Genomic DNA, 23,263 nt, shown 5'->3' on the forward strand with positions numbered 1-23,263 from the left:
CGGAGCCGTCGCGGTTCCACGCCCGCGAACTAGCGGTAGTTCACGAACTGCAGGGCGATGTCCAGGTCCTTGCCCTTGAGCAGCGCGATGACGTCCTGGAGGTCATCCTTCTTCTTCGAACTGACCCGAAGCTCCTCGCCCTGAATCTGCGCCTTGACCCCCTTCGGCCCCTCATCGCGGATCATCTTCGAAATCTTCTTGGCGTTCTCCTGGTCGATGCCCTCCTTCAGGCTGACCAGCAGGCGGTATTCCTTGCCCGACAGCTTGGGCTCGCCCGCATCGAGAATCTTCAGCGACAGGCCCCGCTTGACCACCTTGTCCTTGAACACGTCGAGTGCGGCGTTGGCCCGCTCCTCGCTGTTCGCCTTGACCTCGATGTTCTCCTGCCCGGACCAGCTGATGGCCGCCCCGGTGCCCTTGAAGTCGAAACGGTGCCCGAGCTCCTTGACCGTCTGGTTCAGAGCGTTGTCGACCTCCTGCCGGTCGATCTTGCTGACGATGTCGAACGACGAATCAGCCAAAACACCCATCCTCTCAGCTGCGAAAGCACTCTCCGGATCCCGCCGGCACGGCGTACGCGGCGCGGACCCAGCGCACGAGCCTAGCCAGCATCGGCCCGCCATGCAGGCCCCCAACCCGTCGCGCCCCCCACCACACCGTTCACCCGCTCCCACCGACGCCCCATCCGGCCCGTTTCCGCGGAGACCCACGCGCCGCCACCCCTGGAACTCGTCACCCCTAGAGGTCTGAACGGCGTTCCCACCGCGTCGCGTCACCGTGGAGGTCTGAACGGCGTTCCCACCGCGTCGCGTCACCATGGAGGTCCGTACGGCGTTCCCACCGCGTCGCGTCACCGTGGAGGTCTGAACGGCGCTCCACGTCGTGTCACGCGCCTTCACGTCCGTGACACGTTCCCGGCCCTCCCGGGGCGTTCCACACGACACGGCCGCGCACGGAGGATGTTGCGTGCGCCGAAGGACCGGCCAGCGCCGGTGTGGCACGCGACCGCGATCCGGCCCGGGACAAACCGGTGTCACGTACACCTCGGAAGTCCGCTATCCTTCTGTCTGTCGCCGCGAGAGCGGAAGACACGGCAGGTTGCCCGAGTGGCCAAAGGGAGCGGTCTGTAAAACCGTCGGCTCAGCCTACGCAAGTTCGAACCTTGCACCTGCCACCAGCAGTAGCTGCAGGCCAGAGGCCCTACGGGGCCTCTTCTGCATTTCAGGGGTGTGCAGCCAGATGCAGCCCTGAGCGGCCGTTTGTCGGTGGTCACGGGATATACGCGGGATGGATCTGAGGGCGTTCCCCCAGGTCGAGGCCCATGCCCCGGAGTCTGTGCGGGATGACGCGGCCCTGCAACGCCGAAAGGCCCCGGGGAAGCCGGAGCCCTTCGAGTGGTGCTGTTCGGGATCTCATGCGGTCAGTACGTTCGCGATCCGCTGGTTGACGATGTCCTCCTGGCCGTCGATGCACTTGGCATACACGCGCAGCAGGACATCCACGCCGTGACCGGCACGGGAAGCTACCTCTGGAGCCGGTACGCCGCCGTTTAGCCAGAGCGAGACGGCCGCGTGCCGAAGGTCGTAAGGCCGCCGGGCGAGCGGTGAGGCGACCTGGGCGGGCGTGAGAGCCAGGGCGCGGGCTTCCTGCCAGACCTCGGTGTAGGCCGTCGAGGCGACCACGCCGCCGCGCTCACTGCGGAACAGCCGCCCGTCAGGAGCTACGCCGAACTCTTCGATGTGTTGCCGAAGGATCTTCACCAGTTCCGGAGGGATCGGGATCCGGCGGACGTCATCTTCGCCCCGATGTTTGAGACCGCGCAGCTCGTGAGCGTCCCCGGTGTCGGTCCATCGGCGGTTCACCTCGGGTCGTGAGCTGTTGAGGGTGAGCCGTCCCCAGCCGTTCGCCGGAAGGTGGCAGTCCTGTTCGCGGAGACTGACCGCCTCGCCGGGGCGGAGGGCGGCGAAGTACATGCAGGCGAACATGGCCATCAATCGCCGGCCCCGCCCCTTCCCGTCACGCTGGCGCTTGCCCACGTAGGTGAGCGCCACGAGTAGTTCCCTGGCCTGACGAGGGTTGACCACGACCCGCGGATCCACGGTCTCGGTCGTCTTCGGTAGCTTCCACTTGATCCGGTGCAGCGGGTTGGACGGCAGTTCTTCCAGCTCGACCGCGTACTCGAAGACGTGGTGAAGGACAGCGCGCTTCCGCCTGATCGTGTTGGCGCCGGCCTGCTTGCCGTCGAGGCGGAGCGCGAGGGCGTCGAGGGCCGGGCGGACGGCCTTGGTGTCGTTGAGGTCTTCCATGGTGAGCGACGCGGCTTCCAGCCAGCGGACGGCCCGCGCGATGTCGGCGGGCATGGCGGGCCGCTTCCCTTCAGGCAGCAGCACGTATTGGCGCAGGGCCTTACGGAGGAGGGCGGCATCCGGGCGCCCGGCCATCTCCGTCGTCAACGCCGGAAGAGCCGTCGCAAGAGCGTCCGACATGCTGTCACGGCTCTTGGCAGCTGCGTACGGCCAGCGGGCCTCAACGTACGCCTTCACGAAGTCGAGGACCGTCCGCGCATCCTTGGCCTTGGTCATCGACTCGGGGAGACCTGTCTCCAGGTCGAACGCTTCTCCCCGTCGCGCGGCCTGCCGCAGGTCCGTCAGAAAGCTCTCGCCGAGGGCCTTGGTCGTGTACGTCTTGGACTTCTCCCGGCCGCCGACCTTCCAACGCACCTCGTAGGAGGGTGACTTGCTGGACTTGTTCCGCCGGATCTCCCAGAACTTCACGTCGTATGAGGTCGTCATGCTGCACTCCGGAGGGATTCGAGCCAAGCATCAAGGTCGCTGCGGTAGATGCGGAGCTCACCGTTGGGCAGGCGAATGCCCTTCGGGGCCTTGCCGATCTCGCGCCAGCGGTAGAAGGTGCGGCGAGAGACGCCGCCGAGTTCTTCGAGGACCTGCGCGACGGTGAGGAGTTCGTTTCGTTTGCTCATGCCGCCCTTCCCGTCTGCTCAGTTGCCGAAAAGATCTCGGCCCGCTGCTTGGGCTTCGAGTTGGGCCATATGGGCGCGCCATCGTTGGCGTTCGGCCACGGTGCGGAGGAGCCGGACGGCCAGCGGTGGCACGTTGGCGTCTCCGGCCGGGACGGGCTTCCAGGTGTATCGGTGGGGGTCTGGTGGTTGGTCGGTCTGGCCGAGGGCTTCCAGGACCCACGTGCGGCGGTCCTGCTTGTGTTCGGCGAGGGTCTTGTTGGACCACTTGCGGGAGACCAGGACGCGGCGCCCGGCGTAGCCGAGGTGTTCGGGCTTGTGGGCCGTGCCACGGCAGCGGCCCGGGGTTATCCCGGCTTTGGCTCCCTTGGGCTGGATGCCGTAGCGGAGCCAGTTCGCGCAGGTGGGCGAGCAGGGTTCGAAGCGCAGCGCCTCGGCCAGGCGGGCGGCGTGGTCGCGGCGCGCTTGGTCGTCGGTGTCGAGGCTTTCGCCGAGTGACTTGGTCAGGTACTTGGACAGGTAGCGGATGCACTGGTCTGCGTCGGGTGTGCCGGCCAGGACGCCTTGCACGTCCACTTGAGTGCCGAAGCGGATCACGTGCAAGGGTTCGGCCGTGTCGTCGGTGTCGAGCTGGTCGAGCGCCTCGCCCCAGGTGGGCAGGACCTCACCGGTGGCCGGATCGACGTAACCGGCCTGGTCATCCCAGACGGGCAGGTGCTCGCCGTCGAAGACGACCCGATCGGCCGGGGGCCACCACACTTGGTGATAGGTGGCCGCCGCGATCTGCTTGATCTCCGCCCTGGGCAGGGTACCCCTGATCGCCATGTGCAGGTGCGGAGCGAGCCGCTTTTGCGGCTCGACGGCGGCGAAGTACTGCACGTCGTAGCCCGCCACCCGGCGGAGGTTCTGCACGAAGCGGTCGACCAGCTTGGAGAAGTGCAGCGCGTCCCGGGCCGCGCGGGCGTAGTCGTAGGTGTCGGGATCGACCGGGACGCCGTCGCGGATCTTGCCGTAGCTGGGCAGGGTCAGCGTGACGAACAGCGATGGTCGGTAGACCTTGCCGTCCGAGCTGGTGAACGTCCGGCCGAGCGTGGTGCTGGCCATCTTGCGGCTGGGCAGGTCCGGGCAGTCTTGCCGTCGGCGGGTGGATCGGGTGCGTTTAGGGGTGGTCCGGCCGAGGACGTTGCCGCGCATCCCGGCCGCGTTGATCTCGTCGTCCAGGCCCGAGAGGACGGCGTCCAGGTCGGTGGTGTCCTCGCCGGCCTGCTCGGCGGCGTCGCGGCGGGCTTGCATGTCGGCGCGGAACTCGATCAGCCAGCGTTGTTCGTCGTTCGGTTCGTCCGGGGTGATGGCGGGTTCGTGGTCGAGGTGCCAGCCTTCCCGGCATTGGGCCATGCGGAGTTGCCGGTTGCGCTTGGCGCACGGTGGGCAGACGGCCTCCCTGGTAGTCCCGCAGGACACATCGATGATCTCGCTCTGCCCGGTCTGGAGGTCGATGCGCTTGAGCGCGATGGGGCGGATGCAGACGCCGTACTGCTTGGCGACCTCCAGAGCGACGTCACGCGCCCACGGCATGCGCAGCCGTTCGGCCCGGGGCAGAGCGCGATCGTAGGTCACTGATCCTCCCCGTCGTCGGCGACGATGAGCGCGCCCTGGCCGCATTCGCGGCACTCGACGAGGCCCGGCTCCAGGTCGAGCCAGAGCGTGTTGTCGGACCGGCAGGTCGAGCAGCGCAGCCCTTCCAGCAGGTAGGTCATGTCACGCATCGGGGCTCACCTCCGTTTCGGCGATCTCAGCGCACAGCCGGTACCGCCCGTCGTAGGGGTGGGCGAGCACGCGGGCCTGGTAGAGCTCGAAGACCCGCATGCGGGGCAGGTCCCGGGCGGTCAGCAGGACCATGAGGGGGCGGCCTGTCACCAGGTCGAGTTCGTCGGCGGTGCCGTGGAAGCAGATCCTCATGCCGCCTTCCCGTAGGTGGCGACCATGGCGCGAATGTCGGTGTCGGAGACGTAGGCCGCGCGGACCCGGACGGGTTCGGGGCTGGTCTCCAGGCGGACGTAGCCGATGCCCGCGCCGAGTTCGGGGACGGGTGAGATGTGGTCTGCAAGGGCGCCACGGCCGCGGGCTCCGTCGCCGAGGACCATGTCCACCTGTTCCGACTCGTCCAACCTGAGGGCGATCTTGTCGGGGAACAGGTTGCGGATGTTCATGACCTCCTTGCGGGGGTCCTGGAGTGCTGCCAGGACGCCGACGCCGACCGCGCGGCCCTGGGTGGTGAGCGTGGCCAGCGCGGCGGAGATGCGCTGCTTGAGCTGGCGGTCCGTCTGGTACGCGGTCAGGAACGCCACCTCATCGACCACGACCAGGACGAACGGGTCCTCGACCGTGGGCGTGTGGTTGCGCTGGAGCCCGGCGAACCGGGCGGCCCGCTTCTGCATGATGCTCACGGCCTCATCGAGGAGATCGGCGCACTCTTGCGGAGTGGCGGCGAAGCGCGATCCGAACAGATCCCGCCCGTAGGACAGTTCCATCAGCTTGGGATCCAGCGCCCACAACTCCACCAGGCCCTCACGTGCGGCGGGCAGGAGCCCGCGGATCGCGGACCACAGGATCGAGCCCTTGCCGGCCCCGGTCGCACCGGCCACGAGCACGTGAGTGCCGTGAACCTTGAGCAGCCAGGGCCGCCCGTCCTCCTGCTTGCCGACCTCGATCGCTTCGACGGTGGCCACGTCCGGCAGCGGGCGCGAGGGGATCGGGACGGCGAGCGGGTCGTGACGCGGGAATGTCAGCGTCAGCCGTCCATCGTGGGTCAGTGCGACCCGGCAGGAGGCGGCGCCGAAGCCCTGGGCGAGGTGGTCGAGGCGGTCGGCCCAGTCCTTGACCGCCTGGCCCTTGAGCATGCGCACGGTCACCAGGTCCGCCCACGGGGTGCAGGTGACCTTGACGAGGCGGGGCAGGTAGTCGCGTCCCCGGATGTGCCTGCCGAGGCCGGAGACGATCATGACGGGTTGCCAGTGGCGCCGGTAGATCCAAATGAGCCGCCACCAGGCTTGCAGCCGACGTCCGACCAGCCGGACGAAGGAGTCCCGGTCGGTCAGTGCCCAGGCGGCGAGGCCGGCTGGGGTGGGTGCGGTGAGCAGAAGCGCGGTCTGCCAGCCGTACAGGAGGGTGAGCACGCCGGGCGCGACGGTGGCCAGCGTGGCGACGGGGTGCCGCCAGGTCATCCGGACCAGCCCGGCCAGGACACGCCCGGCGAGGATGATCAGAGTGAGGATGGCGGGGGTGGTGACGATGGCCGGGCGGAAGACGACGGCCGTGTCCGGGGTCGTGGTGACGAGGTTGCGCGCCTCGTCTCCAGGCAGGCGCTTGAACATAAGCTGGACACCTCCTCGTTGATGTGGAAGTCGCGGGAGAGCAAGGGGGCCGCCGGAAGTTGCCGCTTCTGGCGGCCCCGCCTTACGGGTCAGGCCGCCCCGGTGGCGGTCTGGTCGGTGGCCGGCTGTTCGGCGTGCAGGCGCTCGCAGTCGGCCAGGTAGCGAGCGGCGGCGTTGAAGATTTCGCGGGCGGTGTCCAGGTCGGCGCTGGTGACCGGCCCGGCTCCGGTGGTGGAGATGTGCACGTCCGTGTCACGCGAGCTGATCTCCAGGTACGGCCGGGGGCTGTTGAACAGCATTCCGGCGCTGACCCGCAGGCCCGGCGTGTGGAACGAGATGGACAGATGGGGCGCGGAGTCCGGCCGCATCGTCAGCGTGACGTAGGTGTATGGGCCGGAGCTCACGCCGCTGCCTCCTTACCGGCGGCCGGTGCGGCCTGCTGCTTGGGACGGGCGGGCTTCATGCCGGTGGCCCGGTAGGAGTAGGCCAGTCGTCCGGCCGGGTTCACGTACGGCGTGATGGTCATGCCGGTGAACTCGACCGGCGCGATCGGCAGGCCGGCCAGCGCGGGCGGGGCGACGGGCTCGGTCTCGGACAGGATCTTGACCGCGATGGTCTTCTGACCGGCCTTGAGGTTCGGGTCGCCGTCCATGACGGGGACCTGCCAGATCGGCTCACCGGTCGTCTTGTCCCGGGCGTAGACGGTTTTGCCGCCGGTCGAGGCTTCGAAGTTCTTGACCTGCTCGACCTGGCCGACGAGGAAGCAGCCGTGCGGGAACGCCTGCTCGAAGCTGACCGGGATCGGTCCTTGGATTGCCATGAGGGATCCTCCTTTCGTCGGGGACGACTCTTCGTTCGCTCGTCCACTTGTCCGTATGAGTTGAGAGTAGGTGATCACAACTCGTCCGCACAAGTGGATGAGCGGTAAGGGGCGGGTAAGAGTTAGCTCACCTTGAAGACATCTTCGAGTTCGTGCAGGCTCCCCGGCAGGGCCAGGCTGACCACCATGAGCACGTTGCCGGCGGGGTCGTGCACCGTGGCGAGCACGCCGAGGACCGGCCCGGACGAGCCGAGCAGCTCGGCCTCTTCCTTGGTGGGCGTGCGCGCGTTGATCCGCTCGGTGATGTGGTCGAAGCGCAGGTGCTTGACGGCTTGGAGGTGCTGGCGGATGCCGCGTCGCAAGGGTTCGGGCTTGTCCAGGTCGGTGCCGAGGGCGTGTTCCAGCGGGACCCAAACGGTCTCTACCGCCGAGATCACATTGGCCTGCCGCGCGAGCCGCCTGCGGACGACCACAGGGGTCTTCTCGGCGACGCCGAGCAGCCGGGCGACATGGCGGGGCGCCGGAACGCGCCCGGCCTCAAGCACGGCATCCAGGCTCTCGCCCTGCTCTGCCGTCATCAGGCTGGGGCGTACCCGGTCGGCCGCGCTCTGCGGACGGCCTTTGACGAACGAGCCGCGCCCGTGCTCCCGTTCGATCCACCCCTGCATGGCGAGAGTCTGCAACGCCCGCACGACCGTGGTCCGGCCCACGCCGAGTTCGCGCACAAGCTGGGTTTCGGACGGCAGCATGTCGCCGGGGGCGTACTCGCCCGATTCGATGCGATCCTGAATCGTCCGCATGACCTGCGCGTATTTAGGTGGGGCGAAATCCATGCCCATCTCAACCGCCCGTTCACTCTTCCACTTGTGCGCATAAGCACAGTACCGGCTGAGCCATGGCCTGTCAGCGGCCCGCGTTCATAGGCGAGCAGGATCTAACTCAGCAGTCCGCCAGCACGGCCACGCATTCGGGGCAGGCCCGGGAGACATGCGGGGCGAAACTCACCGACCAGCCGCAGATCGGCAGCGGTTCGACTGGAGCCGAGCAGAGAGCGGCCTTCGTACCGGGGATGACGGCGTGCACCCGCCCCGACGCCAGGCCGGCCACATAGGCCGGGGGAGCGGCCAGCTCAACCGGCTCCTTGAGGTCGAGGTCATCCCATTGCAGCGGCCAGCGCTGGGCGCCGCCGGGCAGATCGAACGGCTGCTCATCGAGCTGGACGAGGGCCGCCGTGCCGTTACGGAGCACCGCGACCACAACGCCCTCCCGGCCTACCAGCGCAGCGTGGTTGGCCCGGACGCGGGCGTGGCTGTGCAGGGTGCTCACGATGGTGGCCCGCCAGCCGAGGCGGTTCACAACGGCTCCGCCGAGGTGGGCGAGTGGTGCGAGGTGATCGGGCGGTGCTGGGTGCGGAGTTCGGCGTACCGCAAGGCGATCCGGCGAGCCGCCCGGAAAGGGTCGGTCGCGGGGTGCCAGGCGTAAATCACGCGGCGGCGATCGGCATTCCATCCGGTACGCCACCAAAAACGCGCGCCGTCGCACCAGACGACCAGGCCCACCCAGACCGAAACCAGTGCCAGCCCGTAACCGTCGTGGACGTCGGAATTGATGCCGTCCTGCCGCAAAGCATCGCGCAGTGTTTCGGCCGACCGGCACGGGTCCATCGCGACCATGACCGGAGAGATCATTTCTCCACCCGCTCGAATCGCACCGAACCGGCCGGATCCACGTACGCGCGGAAAATCTCGCGCTGCGCCTGGGCGCTCTCACCAGCGCCGAAGTCGTGGAAGGTGTGCCAGATGCTGCCCCGGACCGCAGCCTCGCGCGACATGGCACGCATCGCGGTGCGCAGCTCGTCCATCGCGGTCGCCTGGAACCCGCTCCACCCGCTCGGACCGACGATTTCGCCATTCTCGGTGAGGATGCGGACGGCCCAGGAGAAGCCCTCCCGCAGCGTCTCAGAAGAGCCGGTGCAGGAACGGCAGTCCTCCTGAGCGGACGCGGCCAGGCCCAGCCCGGAGGCGGTCACGTGGCCGCGACGAGTGACGATCTTCCAGCCTCGCCCCTCGCACTCTGTGCATCTAACTGGCGTTGTCATGCCGGTCAGCATGAATGTCCATGCTTTTTAGACCTATCTCACGCTGATATAGCACGAGCGCATATAGGCTTCACGCCAGAGCACGACATCATCCCGGCAACAGGACGCCGGAGGTCCGAAATGCAAAATGGCGCGTTCGACCCAATTGAGCTACCCGCCGCCGTCTGGGATCAGGACGAGACCCGGGAAATACTCAAGAGCCGCGACATTGCCGGACTTTTCAGGATCGCTCGCAAATACGGCGCCAGTCAGGTCCGCATCGGCACCGCCACCGGCCTCGGCCAGCCCCGCGTCAACAAGATCCTCAACGGCGGAGGCTGCATCAAAGAACTCGCCGTCATCGAACGTGTCGCCAACGGCCTGCGCCTGCCCGACCACGCCCGCATGCTCCTCGGCCTGGCGCCGCTGACTGGAACACCCCAGGCCCACGACGAGGACGACGAGCATGAGGACCAGGCCCGCGAACTCGCCGAACTGCTCGACAGCACGGCCACCATCGACCCCACCACGGTCATGATCCTGCGCACCGACACCAACAACCTGCGCCTCCTGGACCGGCGACTCGGGGGAGTGGCCATCGCCGACAAGATGCGCGCCCAGATCTCCCAGATCCAGCGCGCCCACCGCCACGCCGTACGCCCCGGCATGCGCGCCGAACTCGCCCACCTCCTCGCCGAAACCGCCTCACTGGCCGGATGGCAGGCCATCAACGCCCTGGCACTCAAAGACGCCTGGCACCACTACGAACAGGCCAGGGCCGCCGCCTACGAAGCCGAGGACCCCGCCGTCCTGGCCTACGTCTCCGGCGAACAGGCCTACGTCCTGATGGAACTCGGCCGGCCTGCCGAGGCAATGGAACTCCTCCAGCACGTGCACGCCCAGCACCATGCCCGCGTACCCGCCCGGCTCAGAACCTGGCTCTCAGCCGCCGAAGCAGAAGCCGCCGCCGTCCTGGGCGACGAGACCACCTGCCGCCGCGCCCTCGATCAAGCCGTCTCGCTGCTCCCCGAGGGGGACACCGACCAGGACATGCCCTACCTGTCGATCAACACCCATCACCTGGCCCGCTGGCGCGGCAACTGCCTGGTCCGCTTCGGTGACCCCGCCACCGCCGAGGACCTACGCTCAGCCCTGGCCGGGATGGACGGCACCTACAACCGCGCCGAGTCCGGCGTACGCTGCGACCTCGCCCACGCCCTGATCGCCGCCGGAGACCCCGAAGCCGCCCAGCCCCACATACAACGAGCCCAGCAGTTGGCCACCATGACCGGCAGCCGCCGGCAACGCCGCCGCATCAACGAACTGGCAAAAGCCGTCAACCGCGGTCTTGGTTGTTGAGCCACACCTGAGCCTGAAGCACCCCGACCAAAGTCCCCGACGTCCAGATGTCCCCGCGCGCCACCATGCCCGGGATCTCACTCATGGGGACCCACTCGATCCGGTCGGCCTCCACCTCACCCTCAGGCTTGCCCACCAGCTCCGCCCCGCGCCCCACGAACAGGATGTGCTCGGAGTCCACCATCCCAGCCATCGGCTGATACGAGACCAGATGCTCGAGACCCTTGGGTCGATACCCGGTCTCCTCTTCCACCTCCCGCAGAGCGGTGACCATCGGATCCTCGCCGGCTTCGATCAGCCCGCCGGGCAATTCCCACCCCCACCGATCGAACACAAACCGATGCCGCCACATCAGGAGAACGCGGTCTTGCTCGTCCAAGACGACGGCGATTGCCGCGCGGTCGAGATGCACCACGTGATGCTCGAACCGCTCACCACCCGGGATCTCCACATCCGCCAGCCCCAACCGGATCCACCGGTTGTCATAGACCAGACGTTCCCCATGCACGACCCAGCGCGTCAGCTCAGCGTCATCACCCACACTGTGAAGCTACCTGCTTGGAGGCATGTGGCACACGGCTTTCAACCGAGAGAGGCATGCAGTGACTCGGCCTTAGCACCTGACGTATCAGATCGCCTGAGTGTTCCGCCCTGCACATAGCATGAGTTTGTATCGTTCCTAACTTTCAGCGCAGTGAACAGCAGTAGTTGATTCTCTGGCTGACAATCAGCGCTATAGCGTCAGCGACGTCCTTCAGAAATATCTTGTAGTTCTGAATCTCGGGTGGAGTGGGAGTCTCACTGCGATCGCCATGGGCGATCTTATTACGTCGGTCGACAATCTCGCCGAGCTTGACAGCTACCCTAATCGTGGTGGCTTCGTCGCCTCTTTGTTTGATAGCAAGATTAACTGCTTCATCAATTCGGGAGATCGCGTCGTCTACTCCGATAAGGCCAAAAACTTCGCCCAATACCTCCGGGCGAGCATTTGTGAACTGGCGCGTCAGTATTTTTGCTGACAAGAGATGAGGGGCGACGGTTCGATCATCATCCCAAAGCTGGGCATACGACGTAAAGAGCTTTCTAGTACGATTGATACGCTCTTCTCCTGATGTCCCCAGAATCTCGTCTATTCGCCCTCGTGTCATCAATTCCAGTAGTGGGTCTGGAATTCGCCGAGCAGGTGGCTTTGCTGCGCAGATTTCATCGATTAGCTCGGTGAGGGCGGCCTTAATAAACCCTTCAAAGTGGGCAACCAGCATCACCATACATGCGCGAGTTATGGCATTGCCCAACTCCCGCTGAAGGCGGTGATCAGAAGGGAGCCCTTCGTGCAATGTTTGATTCGGCGCAGCGGTGAGAAGGCTGTCAACTTCTCGTAAGCTATCCATGAATTCAGGGAGAGATCCGAGGTTCTGCGTTTCCACTGGACACCGTCAGTTGGAGTGTTCGGAGAGATTTGGGATGTTGCATCTCACGCCTAGGCGAATGAGGCCTACGGCAAACTGCCCTATCCGTCCGTGCAGTCTGGTCTTGTCAGCAGTGGCGCGGCCGATGGCGATCTGGAAAGCCTCTGCTTCGAGCAATTCAGTTCGCAATGCGCGAACCTTCTCTGACTTCCTTACAGCCTCAGCCCGGTCCGCAAAAGCTATCGGGAGCATTAGGGCGTCGAAAAGTGCCTTATTCAAGGCGCCAGATTTGCCATCTCTAACAATTCGGAAAGCATTGGGCCCAAATATCTCGTAGACCGTACGGCATGTATCCCTGAAAACATCAACTACTTCGGCGCTGGGTCTTGAGTTCCTATGCCTCCGCATATAAGCATTCAGAAGCTGCCTCAGTGGGGGTCGGTAATCGGTGAGATTTTCATACAAGGCGAAAAATCTAAGCGCCAACTCTTCGTATGCCATCCGGTTGTTTTTGAGGCCACCAAGTATCCGGCTGTAGTTCTCATCTTTGGCAAGCTCGCGAAGGAACTTATTTAGCGTTCCTCTGTAGATGCAGTTACGCAATTCCTGTGCTGCGAGCATGGCCGAACCGGTGTTGAGGCGCTCAAACACGTCAAACTTGATATCCGGGTGTGAATCCTCGGTGATGACAATACAGCGGATGGTGCGATTGCTAAGGCGTCGCTGGTCTTTGATAGGAAGTTCGCTGTACTTCCTGCCGTCGAACTCTTTGATGACGGATACGCCGCGGAGCGCGAACCCATCCTGCAAGAAGTCGTTGATAGTGGTGATTCGTTGAAGGCCGTCAATCACTTCATATGTCCCGTCCTCGTTCTCGGCGAAATAGCAGACGGGAACGGGAATGTTAAGAAGTAGGCTCTCGATAAGGCGACTTGCTTTGGACCTGTCCCAGACATATTTTCTCTGGTATTCGATGCTAAGTAGCAACCGGTGGCGATTTATGTCGTCGACGAGGGTGGACAGGGAGAGATCGTAAGGTTGCGTCACCAGCTTTCTGTCGTCTGGCGAGACGTCGAGGGGATACTCGGTTTGCTCTGCGGTAGCCTCCTCTTCCTCGTCGCTGAAAAGGGCTTCTTGCTCCAAGCTGTCCGCCATCTCAACCTCGCCTCCCTGTGTAGCAACACTCACATGTTAAGAGTTGGTATGCCAGTCGTACTGCCGAATTGCTCACATAGGGATCAAGCGGCGGCGCGGCGCGCCGCCGTACCCCCGGCCCTCCGCCCGCCCGCCGTCCGGGCGTGCGGCCTGGGGGCCGGTCCCGGACGGCGGCGGGACACCGGCCCGGGCACCGCACGCCGGCCCCGCCGTACCAACCGAACGGCTCCGGCCGGGGTTGCCGCGCCGCCGTGCAGATTCAGCTCTACGATCGCCACTGCACGGCGGGTCGCCATACAGGGTTGGGGGCGATCGACGATCCGGTGCTTCGTCCCTCAGCACCGGTTCACCGGGGCTAGTTGGTTGCGGTCTGCTGCCGAGCTGAGGCATGGCTTGCTAGGGTCCGGTGGCCGATGTTTGCTATACGTAGCGGATCTCGTCTGCGGCAGCAGGTGGGAACGGACCTTAGGAAAGGCTGCGTTGCTGCGCTCAACCCGACCCCCCGCTGATCTGCCATCCCACTAGGGACGCACAGAGCATTGTCACGAGAGGTGCCGCCACCTTCCGGCCGCCGATCGAGACCCGAAGGTCATTCGTTCGATCATCGCGCACCACCTTGCCTTTCTTGTCTCGCGAAAGATCATGCTTCCGTGTGTACGAGACTTCCGGGAAGACCATGCAGAGGACCGTCACGAAGATTGTCATCAGCTCGGGAGTCGAGTTCAGCGCAGCACCCGCTTTTGACCAGCATACGCCGCCGACAGAGACGATGGGGAGCAGAGGGGGTCTCTCGCTTGGGTGGGTCCAACAGGATGAAGTCGTGCCTGGAGAGAGCGGGAGGTGGGCTGAGCTGACTGCCCGACCATCAGGGGCCAGTGCGGGCGGTCGCCAACAGTCAGTCCGGTCAGTGCTGGATTGTAAGGCTCGTGCGACCTTTGCTCGGAATCGTTCGGTATACCGCTAGGGGCACGACAGAGAATCCAGGGTATTGCGGCAAGTCCGTAAAGCCTTGCGTGCCTAGGTAATGCAGGAAGTCATTGATGAAAGTAGAAGTGCGCCCCCGCATCAATTTAGAGTTCTCATCCACCAGCTTCTGGCTCGGAGATTGAAAGCTACTAAGTTCGCGCGAATAGTGGCCAACTGTGCCAACGATGGTCCACGCCTGTGGCTCGAAGCCGTAGCGCGCAAATAGAATTTCGGGATCTCCGTCCAGGAATTGGCGCCCTTCCTGAAGTCGTGACCCAATTAGTAGTTTGTCGTCGCTTGTAGGCATTGCGTTGAAGTGTAGGCCGGGAGAGAAAAGTCCTCGACAAAGCTTGACGAGGGCCCGCAGATGTGTAGATGTGAAGACCGTTCCAGTATCACTCTTGATGCCAGAGAAATCAGGGATAAGATCTTCTAGCTCTTTCTTCTCGCCGAGAGCAGTGTTTGATTTAGCCGGACGTTGTGGCTTCTTGTTCCCCTGCGATGTGGAGGTTGCGGGGAGTGCGCCGATTCCCTCTAGACCGGTATAGGTGGCAACAAAACTCGAGAATACCGTAGCGATGTAACGGGCATCAAAAAGGCGCCCTGGCGCTGTTATGCGCACAACTGTACCAGCAGGGAAATCCCTTTGGATCGCTCCCGAATGCCAGTTTGCGGGGTCGGCAACAATGTCGGTTATATCTTCCAGGAAACCTTCCGATTCCATGGAGTTTTCCAGTGTGGGGAAAAGAGCGTCACCTAGAGATTTGTGCATATATCTCTCAGTTCCCCAGTTTTGATAGTGATTCGCTACACCACGCAGCCCAGCCTCAGTTCTTTTGTCATGCTTTGTCGTCTCTCGCTCTTCCTCAAAGATCCCTCCGTCGAGCTGTGCTTGCATGGAGCGAACTTTGTCCGTATCTACATATAGAAATTCTCGGAGGATCATTCTACTTCTTCCTCTTTTCTAGCTAGTTTTGACGGTCCGAGGCGAAACTATACCCACTGCGCGAGAGGAGTGCCTCTGAACGTTGCTATGTTATGTGATGCGCCCTTTGTCCAAATAGGGAGTAATGTGTTCGTCTAGCATTGATAGAGTCCAGAATGTCGCATGTCGATGGCTTCGGCAGGTCAGGATCAGGAGGACAGAGCGATTTGCAAGCAGGGAGTTCGCCGACCTGTATGCGGGTTGTGGCTGCTTTGCTGTACTGCCAAGGAAGCGCACGCGGGCAAGCCTCAGCGTACGTCTACGGGATATGTGCAGGCCGGGGCCCGCAGGCCCCGATTGATCGTCTTGTTTAAATCTGCAGGTTCAGAGGGGTCGTGGCCGGCTCGGCCTCGCGGGATATACGCGGGATGATCTTCCCTGGTATCAGAAAGGCGAGAGTCGTACCCCAAGGTCAGAGGCCTGATGCAGTCAGGAACGTCGACCCGCTGTAAAACCGTCGGCTCAGCCTACGCAAGTTCGAACCTTGCACCTGCCACACGCAGTAAGCGCAGCTCAGAGGCCCTTCGGGGCCTCTTCTGCGTTTCAGGGGTATGCAGCCGGATGCCGCTCTGAGCGGCCCGTTGTCGCTGGTCCACCAATATACGTGCAATGATCTTGAGCGCGTTTCCGCAGGTCGGCGGCCGGATTCGGCCAATACGCGGCCAAGACGAAGAGCCCCGGTGGTGGGCCGGGGCTCTGGGTGCGGTTGGTACGTGGTCATGCGGCGAGGGCGTCGCCGATCCGCTTGTTGGCGATCTCCTGTTGGCCGTCGATGCACTTGGCGTAGACCCTCAGGAGGACATCGACGCTGTGCCCTGCCCGTTCGGCCACGTCCGGGGCTGAGACGCCCGCGTTCAACCACAGGGAAACGGCCGCGTGCCGGAGGTCATAGGGCCGCTTGGCGAGCGGAGAGGCGACCTGGGCGGGTGTGAAGGCCAGGAGGCGGGCGTCCTGCCAGACCTCGGTGTAGGCGGTGGAGGCCACGACACCGCCTCGTTCGCTGCTGAAGATGCGACCGTCCTTGGCGATCCCGTACTCGGCGATGTGCTCGCGGAGGATCTCGACGAGTTCGGGAGGGATAGGCACCGGGCGGACGTCTTGCCTGCCCCGGTGCTTGAGGCCGCGTTCTTCGTGGGCGTCTCCGCTGTCGGTCCACTGGGTGTTGACCTCCGGCCGGGATACGTCGATCGTGAGCCGTCCCCAGCCTGACGCGGGCAGGTGACAGTCCTGGATGCGAAGTCCTACCGCTTCGGCCGGGCGTAGGGCGGCGTAATACATGCAGGCGAAGAGGGCCATCAGCCGCCGGCCTCTGCCGCGTCGGCCCACGTAGGTCACCGCGGTCAGCAGTTCTTGTGCCTGGCGCGGATTCACCACGACCCGAGGGTCTACCGTCTCGGTGGTCTTGGGCGGCTTCCACTTGACCTTGTGCAGCGGATTTGCCGAAAGCTCCTCCAACTCCACCGCGTACTCCAGGAGGGCGTGGAAGACGGCACGCTTGCGGGCGATCGTCGTTGAGGCCGCCGCGCTGCCGTCGAGGCACAGCGTCAGGGCGTGCAGGGCGAGCCGTACCGTCTTGGCGTCCTCCAGGCTCGCCAAGTCCAGCGAGGCCGCTTTCAGCCAAGCCACCGCGGACCGGGAGACCGACAGCACCCGGCACAACCGCTTCACGCCGAAGGCGTCGCGGTGGTCGGCAACGAACTGGAAGCGGCTCACCAGTTCGTCTCGCCCGCGAAATATTTGGCAGCTTTGCGAAGAATGTCGCGCTCCAGCTCCAGCTCCCGGATGCGGGCTTTGAGCTGCTTGTTCTCGGCTTCCAGCACGTCGTCGGACGAGAGCGGCCCGCTGGCCGGCTCCTCGACCGACCCCTTCTTCCTGGCTCCGGCGGTGCCGTTCGCGCGGGCCTCACGCACCCACAGGCGCAGCGTCTCGGGGTGCACGCCCAAGTCCCGGCCGACCGACGCGTACGTCCGGCTCGGGTCAGACAGGTACAACGCGACAGCGTCCGCCTTGAACTCCGGCGGATACGACTTCATCGCCACGTGGAACTCCTTGCCTCCGGACGTCCATCATCCGGCACTCAAGGTGTCCACACTTCGGGGGAAGGGCCCCAGGAAGTGGGCGAGTGTCGTCATGCGGCCTCCCCGAACTGCGCGACCATGGCGCGGATGTCGGCATCGGAGACGTAGGCGGCCCGGACGCGTATGGGCTCGGGTGAGGTTTCCAAGCGCATGTAGGCGACACCTGCGCCCTGCTCCGGGACGGGCGAGATGTGGTCGGCGAAGGCACCTCGATCCCGTGCGCCGTCGCCGAGGACCATGTCCACCTGTTCGGACTCGTCGAGCCTGAGCGCGATCTTGTCGAGGAACAGGTTGCGGATGTTCATGACCTCTTTGCGTGGGTCCTGGAGCGCCGCCATGACGCCGACCCCGACCGAGCGGCCCTGAGTGGCGAGCGTGGCCAAGGCAGCCGAGATGCGCTGCCGGAGGTGCTTGTCTGGCTGGTAGGCGGTCAGGAACGCCACCTCGTCGACGAGCACCAGGACGAACGGATCCTCGATCGTCGGCACGTGCGAGCGCTGGAGACCGGCGAATCGAGCCGCACGCTTCTGCATGACGCTGACGGCCTCATCAAGCAGATCGGCGCAGTCGGCCGGGTCGGCGGCGTACCGGCCTTGAAACAGCTCCCGTCCGAAGGACAGCTCCATCAGTTTGGGATCGAGTGCCCAGACTTCCACGAGGCCCGCCCGCATGGCCGGGAGCAGCCCGCGGATGGTATCCCACAGGAACGAGCCCTTACCGGCCCCGGTCGCGCCCGCGATCAGGACATGCGTGCCATGGACCTTGAGCCGAAGCGGTTGCCCGTCCTCCTGCTTGCCGATCTCGACCGGCCCCACGGTCGGCTCCTCTGGGATGGGGAGCGCTGGTATGGGCTCGGCGAGCGGGTCGCTTCGCGGGAAGGTCAGCAGCAGGCGGCCGCCCTTGACGAGAGCGAGGCGGCAGGACGCAGCGCCGAAGCCCTGGGCGAGGTTGTCGATGCGGTCGGCCCAGTCCTTGACCGCCTGGCCTTTGAGCATGCGGACGGTGACGCGGTCGGCCCAGCCGTCGCATTGGACATGGACGAGGCCGGGTAGGTAGTCGCGGCCGTGCACGCGCTTGGCGAGGCCGGAGACGTCCATGACGGCCTGCCAGTGGCGGCGGTAGACCGACACGAGCCGCCACTAGGCCAGCAGCCGCCAGCCGACGAGGCGGGCGAAGGAGTCACGATCAGCGAAGGCCCAGGAGACCAGGGCCAGGACGACGGCGCCGAGGACGGAGGCCGCGAAGGGCCAGCCGTACCGAGTCCAGATAACGCCGAGAGCGGCCGGGACAGCGATGGCGACAGGATGACGCCAGATCGCACGAACGAGGCCAGCGAGGACACGCCAGCCGTAGATGAGCAGAGTGACGACGGCGGGAGTCTTGAGCACGGCCGGGCGGAAGACGACGGCCGTGTCGGGCTTGGTGGAGACGAGGCTGCGCGCCTCATCGCCAGGCAGCCGCTTGAACATAAGCTGGAAACCTCTCGTGATGTGCAGTCAGGGGAGAACCGAGGGGCCGCCGGAAGTTGCCGCTTCCAGCGGCCCCGCTTCGTGTCAGGCCGCGTCTGTGGCGCCCTTGGCCGACTGTTCGGCGTGCAGGCACTCGCAGTCGGCCAGGTAGCGAGCGGCGGCGTTGAAGATCTCTCGGGCGGTGGCCAGGTCGGCGTCCGTGACCGGCCCAGCTCCGGTGGTGGAGATGTGCACGTCGGCCTCGTGGGAGCTGAACTCCAGGTACGGCCGCGGATTGCTGAGCAGCATTCCGGCGCGAACCTTGAGACGCGATGTGTGGAAGGAGACCCCGACGTGCGGCGCGGACTCGGGGCGCATGGACAGGGTGACGTAGGTGTAGGGCCGGTGCTCGCTCACGCCGCCACTCCCTGACCGTCGGGGAGCCCGTAGAAGCTGCGCTCTATGGAACGGGCGAAGCGGGAGGCCTCGCGGGCGAGCTGGCGCGCGAACTCCAGGTCCTGCTCCGTGACGGGTCCGCTTGTGGTGACCAGGACGGAGGTGGCGCCGAAGTCGAGCGCCAGGACGGGCTCACGGCGGGTGAACGGGTGGTTCATGGTGCGGGCGGCATGTCCGGTGGTCAGCCGGATCACGCTGTTGCGAGGGGTACGGCGACGGGTCATTAGGCGGCGTCCTTTCCGGCCTTGCCCGTCGGGGCGGTCTGGGTGGTCTGGCGGGGAGCGTGCATCTCGCGGACCTTGATGGAGTAGGCGAGACGGCCGTTGCCGTTGACGTACGGCGTGATGGAGATCCCGTCGAACTCGACGGGGGTGAAGGGCAGGCCCGGCATGGGCGACGGCGGCACCGGCTGGACCGGGGCCAGGATCTTGACCGCCACCGTTTTCTGCGCGGGCTTGAGGGTCGGGTCACCGTCCATGACCGCGACCTGCCAGACCAACTCAGCGGTCTGCTTGTCGCGGGACTGCACGAACCGGCCGTTGGATGAGGCGTCGAAGTCCTTGACGGGCTCGACCTCGCCGACGATGTAGCAGCCGTGTGGGAAGACCATGGCGAAGGTGACGGGGATGGGACCTTGCAGAGCCATAACAGCTTTCCTCTCTTGGCTGACAGGCACTTAACCTATCGAGTGATTAGAGCGTAACTCTGCGTAGCTTGCTAGGTCAAGTGACTAGGCGACGGTGACGGCGGTGTCACTGATCCGATAGACACTCACCCAAGGCGATCGCCGCGACATTCCAGGAGGATCAAGTGCGAATCTTGTGGGGCTGCTTAGCCGTAGTCGTGATTGCCCCACTAGTCGGGCTGTTCTTGCTGATCATGATCCCGGTGTGGCGCGACAACGCTCGGTTCGACGACTTCCGTGAGCGAGTGCTGGCCTATCCGCTACCGCCCGAGACCCGCAGCAAGAGCGACAGCGAGACCACCTTCGGCAAGATGTCCGGCGGGAGCGGCGACTACTGCGAGTACCAGGTTCGGCTGATGCTTCAGACTGGCTTGTCGCAGAAGGAGATCTGGGCCCACTACGGCAAGGCCGCCATCGCCGGCGCCGACGACGGCGAGAAAGTGGAGGTCCGCCTACGCTTCGGCGAAGAGACCGGAGACGGTAGAGCCGTCATCGTGGAGTTCGGCGACATCAGCCCCAGCGATTGGGACTGGCGCTGCACATGAACGGCTGCTCTCTCAGGTGACCGGATAGGCGTCTTCTAGCTCATGGCGATCCGCAGGAAGTAGAACTTCCAGGACAGCAAGCGGCCGCCCGGATGCCTCGCGAACCGCGCCGAACACGGCCAGCAGGGGAGCAGTCTTGGGCATGACCAGTTGCTTGGCCTCGTCAGAGGTGGGCATGCGGGCGGTGATCTGCTCAAGGATGTGATCGAAACGGACGCCCTTACGCGCCTGGAGATGCTCTCGCAACCCTTGCTTCAGCGCCTCGCCACTGGTCAGATCGGTCCCCTCGGACAGCTCCATTGGCACCCACAGCGACACCAGGTCGGTCGGCTCACCCTCACGCGCGATCAAGCGCCGACGCACGAAAGCCCGGCTCTTGGGCTCCAGGCCCAGCAACGCGCCCACCCGGTTCGGCACGGCTCGCGCACCCACCTCGATGACCTCGCCCGCGAAGTCGGCCTCCGGCCTGGTCAGATACGCCTGTCCAGGCCGATTCCGCTCGCGCGATGCCAGCGCGGGCCGGCCACGGACGAAACGCCCCTTGCCCTGCTGAGATTCGATCCAGCCCTGCTCACGCAAAACCCGCAGAGCGGCGACAACGGTGGGACGGGAGACGCCGAACTCTTGGATGAGCTGGTTCTCGCTCGGCAGCAGGGCGCCCGGCGGGTAGTCCCCTGACTCGATACGCCGCTGAAGAGTGTGCACAAGCTGTGCATACTTCGGTGGCACGGACTCTAGTGACATCATGACCGTCCAGCACCCGACAAGTTGTTTTACTAAGTTTGAGCGTAACCGGATCGCCACTGCGTGTCCACGCGGATTGAAGAAGCGACGGCCATACGAACGAACTCGGCAGGTAGACCAGCGCACGGCCCGGGGGATGGCGACGTGGGATTTCGCTGAACCTGCCTGCCGAGAGAGGAGGCACGACGAGGCGGGTGGGATGAGCGCCCGACCCCCTCCGACCGGGAGCAACCCTCCTCGCCGTGCCCGTCATCACCTGGCGATGTACTCAGCCAGGACGCTTGCCGCACCCTCCGGATCGCTCGTCGGGTGGCACCTCTCGGCGTTCTGCCACGAGTAGTAGGCCCCGCCGTACCCGACGAACACCCACACCGGCAGGCCAGGCACAACCGGATGCACCATGAGCGCGCTGTTGTTGTCCCGCAGTTCGGCGTTGACACCGAGGTTCGTGAGCTGGTCACGCAGCCGGACGAGCTTGTCGCCCTCTTCCTGGTTCTGCATGAAGCCGTTCGCCGCCGCCAGCATGATCGAATTCACCTTTCGCTCCCTTCGGCCCGGCCGCTTCCGAGGCAGTCGAGACACTCCCGCTCCCCACTTGTGGACGGCTCTCCGTCGCTGTCGTCGATGAGGAGCGCACGGCGTGAGTCACGCAGCTTGATCCCGCGCCCCCGGCATGCGGGGCAGGGTGCACCATCGCTCTTCTCATCAGGCCGGATCACCGTCGCCATCTCCTCGTTCATCCGGCGTTCCCTGTGGCGGGAGGCCGCGTGACGTACCGTGGTTGATTGATGACAAGTCCACCGGCAACCGCATCTGAGCAGGACCCCTGAACGGCCCCCTTGTTTCCCCTTTCGAGCCCCCAGCCGGGAGGAAGAACCGCAGATGCCCGACTACATCCCGAACGTGCGACTTCGCGCATGGCGCAACGAGCACAGGCTCACCCGCGCGGACATGGCCGACCGCATCAACGCCACACCGGTAGGCATCGCCGAACGCCTGACATGTGACGAGGAACGGGTTCGCCGCTGGGAGGCCGGCGAAGTCCGCTGGCCACGCACGCCGTACCGGCTGGCGCTCACACAGTTGACCGGCATGGAACCCGAAGCGCTGGGGTTCTCTCCGAACAGGCAGTCGGACAGCCGCCTCATCGAGGCGAAAGCGATGCCGATGGATGCCCTGCGGGCAGAGGCTGACTTGTACGGGACGATGGAGCTTGCGCAGCAACTCCAGGCGTCCGACGTTGGAACCGGAACGCTGGAGGCTCTCGCCGAGGCCGTTGATTTGCTGTGTCGTGCGTATCCCGTGGTGCCTGCTGGCACACTGCGTGATCGTACGCAAAAGCGCCTGGCTCAGATCAATCACCTACTCGCCGGGCGCCTCACCCTTGACCAGCACCGCGAGTTGCTTGTAATTACGGGCTGGCTCACTGCCCTGCTGGGATGCGTTCACTACGACCTAGGGGAGCGAGAGGAGGCCGAGACCGCCCGACGTACCGCCTTCGAAATGGGCCGACAGGTGGGGCATGGGGAACTCATGGGGTGGGCACATGAGATGTCAGCGTGGTTCGCCCTCGTCGAAGGCCGCTACGAAGACGTCGTGACCGCCGCCCGTATGGGCCAGGCAGTAGCCGGCATCAGCAGCGCCATGGTGCAACTCACCCTCCAGGAAGCTCGCGGGCTGGCCCGTATCGGCGACCGCCGCGAAGCCGACCGCGCTCTCACCCGCGGCGCCGAAGTCCTCAGCAGCCTCCCGATGCCAGAACACCCGGATCACCACTTCGTGTTCGACCACTCCAAATGGGTCTTCTACGCCGCCACCTGCTACACCTGGCTGGCTGACGACGATCGCGCAGAGGAACACGCTCGCGAAACCATTCAGATGCACACCCGCCCTGATGGCACCTCAAACGCGCCTATGCGGGTCGCCGACGCCCATATCGACCTGGGCATCGTTTACGCCCGACGCGGCGATCTCGACGCGGCATTCGATGAGGGCATGGCCGCATTCGACATCGATCGACGATCTCTCACCGACCTCGTCAACCGTGCAGCAGATCTCGACCGTGTCCTCCAACTGCACTACCGCCGAGAAGCCCTTGCCAAACAATTCCACGAGCGGTTCATAGTCGCGCGTCGTGCGCTCAGCAGTCGACGGCCTGAACTACTAGATTAGTGTCCTGCTTCTG

General features: G+C 64.9%; 28 protein-coding genes and 1 tRNA gene. 4 read left to right on the forward strand and 25 right to left on the reverse strand.

The genetic code is table 11. From position 1 onward, the window contains the following. Positions 1 to 29: 29 nt before the first annotated feature. Positions 30 to 530: a YajQ family cyclic di-GMP-binding protein gene (locus ABGB14_RS36730; protein ID WP_347648454.1), complete on the reverse strand. Its 501-nt coding sequence runs from the start codon at positions 528 to 530 to the stop codon at positions 30 to 32. A 562-nt stretch (positions 531 to 1,092) separates the two neighbouring features. Here ABGB14_RS36730 and ABGB14_RS36735 point away from each other — a divergent pair. After that, positions 1,093 to 1,177 (forward strand) — tRNA-Tyr (locus ABGB14_RS36735). A 235-nt stretch (positions 1,178 to 1,412) separates the two neighbouring features. On the opposite strand, the gene ABGB14_RS36740 is transcribed toward ABGB14_RS36735, so the two are convergent. The 12 genes from ABGB14_RS36740 to ABGB14_RS36795 form a co-directional block, all read right to left on the reverse strand. After that, entirely contained in the window at positions 1,413 to 2,792 is a 1,380-nt protein-coding gene (locus ABGB14_RS36740) for a site-specific integrase (RefSeq protein ID WP_347648455.1), read from the reverse strand. Beyond that, positions 2,789 to 2,980: a helix-turn-helix domain-containing protein gene (locus ABGB14_RS36745; protein WP_319708962.1), complete on the reverse strand. Its 192-nt coding sequence runs from the start codon at positions 2,978 to 2,980 to the stop codon at positions 2,789 to 2,791. Before ABGB14_RS36745 ends, ABGB14_RS36740 begins: the two co-directional genes overlap by 4 nt. An 18-nt stretch (positions 2,981 to 2,998) precedes the next feature. Continuing rightward, positions 2,999 to 4,552, reverse strand: a complete 1,554-nt coding sequence (locus ABGB14_RS36750; RefSeq protein ID WP_347648493.1) for a replication initiator — start codon at positions 4,550 to 4,552, stop codon at positions 2,999 to 3,001. Between the two features lie 38 nt (positions 4,553 to 4,590). After that, positions 4,591 to 4,743 (reverse strand): hypothetical protein, encoded by a 153-nt coding sequence (locus ABGB14_RS36755; protein ID WP_347648456.1) that lies wholly within the window; start codon positions 4,741 to 4,743, stop codon positions 4,591 to 4,593. Then, on the reverse strand, positions 4,736 to 4,936 hold the full coding sequence (locus ABGB14_RS36760; protein WP_347648457.1) for a hypothetical protein: 201 nt from the start codon (positions 4,934 to 4,936) through the stop codon (positions 4,736 to 4,738). The genes ABGB14_RS36755 and ABGB14_RS36760 overlap by 8 nt, the downstream gene beginning before the upstream one ends. After that, a complete protein-coding gene (locus ABGB14_RS36765) occupies positions 4,933 to 6,351 on the reverse strand; it encodes an FtsK/SpoIIIE domain-containing protein (RefSeq protein WP_347648458.1) in 1,419 nt (472 codons plus the stop codon). Before ABGB14_RS36765 ends, ABGB14_RS36760 begins: the two co-directional genes overlap by 4 nt. A gap of 89 nt (positions 6,352 to 6,440) precedes the next feature. Beyond that, a complete protein-coding gene (locus ABGB14_RS36770) occupies positions 6,441 to 6,755 on the reverse strand; it encodes a hypothetical protein (RefSeq protein WP_347648459.1) in 315 nt (104 codons plus the stop codon). Next, positions 6,752 to 7,171, reverse strand: coding sequence for a plasmid replication, integration and excision activator (locus tag ABGB14_RS36775; protein WP_347648460.1), 420 nt, complete (start codon positions 7,169 to 7,171; stop codon positions 6,752 to 6,754). The genes ABGB14_RS36770 and ABGB14_RS36775 overlap by 4 nt, the downstream gene beginning before the upstream one ends. Before the next feature lie 122 nt (positions 7,172 to 7,293). Further along, positions 7,294 to 8,004 carry a GntR family transcriptional regulator gene (locus ABGB14_RS36780; RefSeq protein WP_347648461.1) on the reverse strand — a complete coding sequence of 237 codons (711 nt, stop codon included), beginning with the start codon at positions 8,002 to 8,004 and terminating at the stop codon, positions 7,294 to 7,296. A gap of 106 nt (positions 8,005 to 8,110) precedes the next feature. Next, complete coding sequence (locus ABGB14_RS36785) at positions 8,111 to 8,527, reverse strand: hypothetical protein (RefSeq protein ID WP_347648462.1); 417 nt, start codon at positions 8,525 to 8,527, stop codon at positions 8,111 to 8,113. Beyond that, entirely contained in the window at positions 8,524 to 8,859 is a 336-nt protein-coding gene (locus ABGB14_RS36790) for a hypothetical protein (protein WP_347648463.1), read from the reverse strand. Before ABGB14_RS36790 ends, ABGB14_RS36785 begins: the two co-directional genes overlap by 4 nt. Further along, positions 8,856 to 9,281 carry a hypothetical protein gene (locus ABGB14_RS36795; RefSeq protein WP_347648464.1) on the reverse strand — a complete coding sequence of 142 codons (426 nt, stop codon included), beginning with the start codon at positions 9,279 to 9,281 and terminating at the stop codon, positions 8,856 to 8,858. Before ABGB14_RS36795 ends, ABGB14_RS36790 begins: the two co-directional genes overlap by 4 nt. A 108-nt stretch (positions 9,282 to 9,389) precedes the next feature. Here ABGB14_RS36795 and ABGB14_RS36800 point away from each other — a divergent pair, with 108 nt between their 5' ends. Further along, complete coding sequence (locus ABGB14_RS36800) at positions 9,390 to 10,607, forward strand: XRE family transcriptional regulator (RefSeq protein ID WP_347648465.1); 1,218 nt, start codon at positions 9,390 to 9,392, stop codon at positions 10,605 to 10,607. Here the strand turns inward: ABGB14_RS36800 and ABGB14_RS36805 are convergent. From ABGB14_RS36805 to ABGB14_RS36850, 10 genes are all read right to left on the reverse strand, one after another. Next, positions 10,585 to 11,148, reverse strand: coding sequence for an NUDIX hydrolase (locus tag ABGB14_RS36805; protein WP_347648466.1), 564 nt, complete (start codon positions 11,146 to 11,148; stop codon positions 10,585 to 10,587). The two genes, ABGB14_RS36800 and ABGB14_RS36805, sit on opposite strands and share 23 nt — an antisense overlap. Positions 11,149 to 11,293: 145 nt before the next feature. Then, entirely contained in the window at positions 11,294 to 12,034 is a 741-nt protein-coding gene (locus ABGB14_RS36810; protein WP_347648467.1) for an MAE_28990/MAE_18760 family HEPN-like nuclease, read from the reverse strand. 9 nt (positions 12,035 to 12,043) lie between these two features. Then, the gene (locus tag ABGB14_RS36815; protein WP_347648468.1) at positions 12,044 to 13,204 is read right to left on the reverse strand and encodes a DUF262 domain-containing protein; all 1,161 of its coding nucleotides are present in this window, start codon (positions 13,202 to 13,204) and stop codon (positions 12,044 to 12,046) included. Between the two features lie 871 nt (positions 13,205 to 14,075). Next, entirely contained in the window at positions 14,076 to 15,035 is a 960-nt protein-coding gene (locus ABGB14_RS36820; RefSeq protein WP_347648469.1) for a hypothetical protein, read from the reverse strand. An 804-nt stretch (positions 15,036 to 15,839) separates the two neighbouring features. Then, positions 15,840 to 17,161 (reverse strand): transposase gene (locus ABGB14_RS36825; RefSeq protein WP_347648470.1). Its coding sequence is split into 2 segments (ribosomal slippage): positions 15,840 to 16,852 and positions 16,852 to 17,161, totalling 1,323 coding nucleotides; the frame shifts between segments, so codons are not numbered across the junction. An 89-nt stretch (positions 17,162 to 17,250) separates the two neighbouring features. Continuing rightward, positions 17,251 to 18,330 (reverse strand): FtsK/SpoIIIE domain-containing protein, encoded by a 1,080-nt coding sequence (locus ABGB14_RS36830; protein ID WP_347648471.1) that lies wholly within the window; start codon positions 18,328 to 18,330, stop codon positions 17,251 to 17,253. Positions 18,331 to 18,339: 9 nt separating this feature from the next. Further along, complete coding sequence (locus ABGB14_RS36835; RefSeq protein ID WP_347648472.1) at positions 18,340 to 18,669, reverse strand: hypothetical protein; 330 nt, start codon at positions 18,667 to 18,669, stop codon at positions 18,340 to 18,342. Positions 18,670 to 18,753: 84 nt separating this feature from the next. After that, on the reverse strand, positions 18,754 to 19,065 hold the full coding sequence (locus ABGB14_RS36840; RefSeq protein ID WP_347648473.1) for a hypothetical protein: 312 nt from the start codon (positions 19,063 to 19,065) through the stop codon (positions 18,754 to 18,756). Then, positions 19,062 to 19,328: a hypothetical protein gene (locus ABGB14_RS36845; RefSeq protein ID WP_347648474.1), complete on the reverse strand. Its 267-nt coding sequence runs from the start codon at positions 19,326 to 19,328 to the stop codon at positions 19,062 to 19,064. Before ABGB14_RS36845 ends, ABGB14_RS36840 begins: the two co-directional genes overlap by 4 nt. Next, positions 19,328 to 19,750, reverse strand: a complete 423-nt coding sequence (locus ABGB14_RS36850) for a plasmid replication, integration and excision activator (protein ID WP_347648475.1) — start codon at positions 19,748 to 19,750, stop codon at positions 19,328 to 19,330. Before ABGB14_RS36850 ends, ABGB14_RS36845 begins: the two co-directional genes overlap by 1 nt. 224 nt (positions 19,751 to 19,974) lie before the next feature. Between ABGB14_RS36850 and ABGB14_RS36855 the strand changes: the two genes are divergently transcribed. Further along, positions 19,975 to 20,334, forward strand: coding sequence for a hypothetical protein (locus ABGB14_RS36855; protein WP_347648476.1), 360 nt, complete (start codon positions 19,975 to 19,977; stop codon positions 20,332 to 20,334). 12 nt (positions 20,335 to 20,346) lie between these two features. On the opposite strand, the gene ABGB14_RS36860 is transcribed toward ABGB14_RS36855, so the two are convergent. Both ABGB14_RS36860 and ABGB14_RS36865 read right to left on the reverse strand, forming a co-directional pair. Continuing rightward, positions 20,347 to 21,039: a GntR family transcriptional regulator gene (locus ABGB14_RS36860; RefSeq protein ID WP_347648477.1), complete on the reverse strand. Its 693-nt coding sequence runs from the start codon at positions 21,037 to 21,039 to the stop codon at positions 20,347 to 20,349. Positions 21,040 to 21,330: 291 nt separating this feature from the next. Next, the gene (locus ABGB14_RS36865) at positions 21,331 to 21,615 is read right to left on the reverse strand and encodes a hypothetical protein (RefSeq protein WP_347648478.1); all 285 of its coding nucleotides are present in this window, start codon (positions 21,613 to 21,615) and stop codon (positions 21,331 to 21,333) included. Between the two features lie 345 nt (positions 21,616 to 21,960). Here ABGB14_RS36865 and ABGB14_RS36870 point away from each other — a divergent pair, with 345 nt between their 5' ends. Further along, positions 21,961 to 23,250 (forward strand): hypothetical protein, encoded by a 1,290-nt coding sequence (locus ABGB14_RS36870; protein ID WP_347648479.1) that lies wholly within the window; start codon positions 21,961 to 21,963, stop codon positions 23,248 to 23,250. Positions 23,251 to 23,263 lie beyond the last annotated feature (13 nt).

The sequence above is a fragment of the Nonomuraea sp. B10E15 genome (assembly GCF_039871615.1).
Lineage (GTDB): Bacteria > Actinomycetota > Actinomycetes > Streptosporangiales > Streptosporangiaceae > Nonomuraea.

What these genes read in the sequence shown, in the direction of transcription:
- ABGB14_RS36730 (WP_347648454.1), bottom strand. Translation starts at nt 530, where the DNA reads ATGGGTGTTTTGGCTGATTCGTCGTTCGACATCGTCAGCAAGATCGAC.
- ABGB14_RS36740 (WP_347648455.1), bottom strand. Translation starts at nt 2,792, where the DNA reads ATGACGACCTCATACGACGTGAAGTTCTGGGAGATCCGGCGGAACAAG.
- ABGB14_RS36745 (WP_319708962.1), bottom strand. Translation starts at nt 2,980, where the DNA reads ATGAGCAAACGAAACGAACTCCTCACCGTCGCGCAGGTCCTCGAAGAA.
- ABGB14_RS36750 (WP_347648493.1), bottom strand. Translation starts at nt 4,552, where the DNA reads ATGCCGTGGGCGCGTGACGTCGCTCTGGAGGTCGCCAAGCAGTACGGC.
- ABGB14_RS36755 (WP_347648456.1), bottom strand. Translation starts at nt 4,743, where the DNA reads ATGCGTGACATGACCTACCTGCTGGAAGGGCTGCGCTGCTCGACCTGC.
- ABGB14_RS36760 (WP_347648457.1), bottom strand. Translation starts at nt 4,936, where the DNA reads ATGAGGATCTGCTTCCACGGCACCGCCGACGAACTCGACCTGGTGACA.
- ABGB14_RS36765 (WP_347648458.1), bottom strand. Translation starts at nt 6,351, where the DNA reads ATGTTCAAGCGCCTGCCTGGAGACGAGGCGCGCAACCTCGTCACCACG.
- ABGB14_RS36775 (WP_347648460.1), bottom strand. Translation starts at nt 7,171, where the DNA reads ATGGCAATCCAAGGACCGATCCCGGTCAGCTTCGAGCAGGCGTTCCCG.
- ABGB14_RS36780 (WP_347648461.1), bottom strand. Translation starts at nt 8,004, where the DNA reads ATGGATTTCGCCCCACCTAAATACGCGCAGGTCATGCGGACGATTCAG.
- ABGB14_RS36790 (WP_347648463.1), bottom strand. Translation starts at nt 8,859, where the DNA reads ATGATCTCTCCGGTCATGGTCGCGATGGACCCGTGCCGGTCGGCCGAA.
- ABGB14_RS36795 (WP_347648464.1), bottom strand. Translation starts at nt 9,281, where the DNA reads ATGCTGACCGGCATGACAACGCCAGTTAGATGCACAGAGTGCGAGGGG.
- ABGB14_RS36800 (WP_347648465.1), top strand. Translation starts at nt 9,390, where the DNA reads ATGCAAAATGGCGCGTTCGACCCAATTGAGCTACCCGCCGCCGTCTGG.
- ABGB14_RS36820 (WP_347648469.1), bottom strand. Translation starts at nt 15,035, where the DNA reads ATGCAAGCACAGCTCGACGGAGGGATCTTTGAGGAAGAGCGAGAGACG.
- ABGB14_RS36835 (WP_347648472.1), bottom strand. Translation starts at nt 18,669, where the DNA reads ATGTTCAAGCGGCTGCCTGGCGATGAGGCGCGCAGCCTCGTCTCCACC.
- ABGB14_RS36845 (WP_347648474.1), bottom strand. Translation starts at nt 19,328, where the DNA reads ATGACCCGTCGCCGTACCCCTCGCAACAGCGTGATCCGGCTGACCACC.
- ABGB14_RS36850 (WP_347648475.1), bottom strand. Translation starts at nt 19,750, where the DNA reads ATGGCTCTGCAAGGTCCCATCCCCGTCACCTTCGCCATGGTCTTCCCA.
- ABGB14_RS36870 (WP_347648479.1), top strand. Translation starts at nt 21,961, where the DNA reads ATGCCCGACTACATCCCGAACGTGCGACTTCGCGCATGGCGCAACGAG.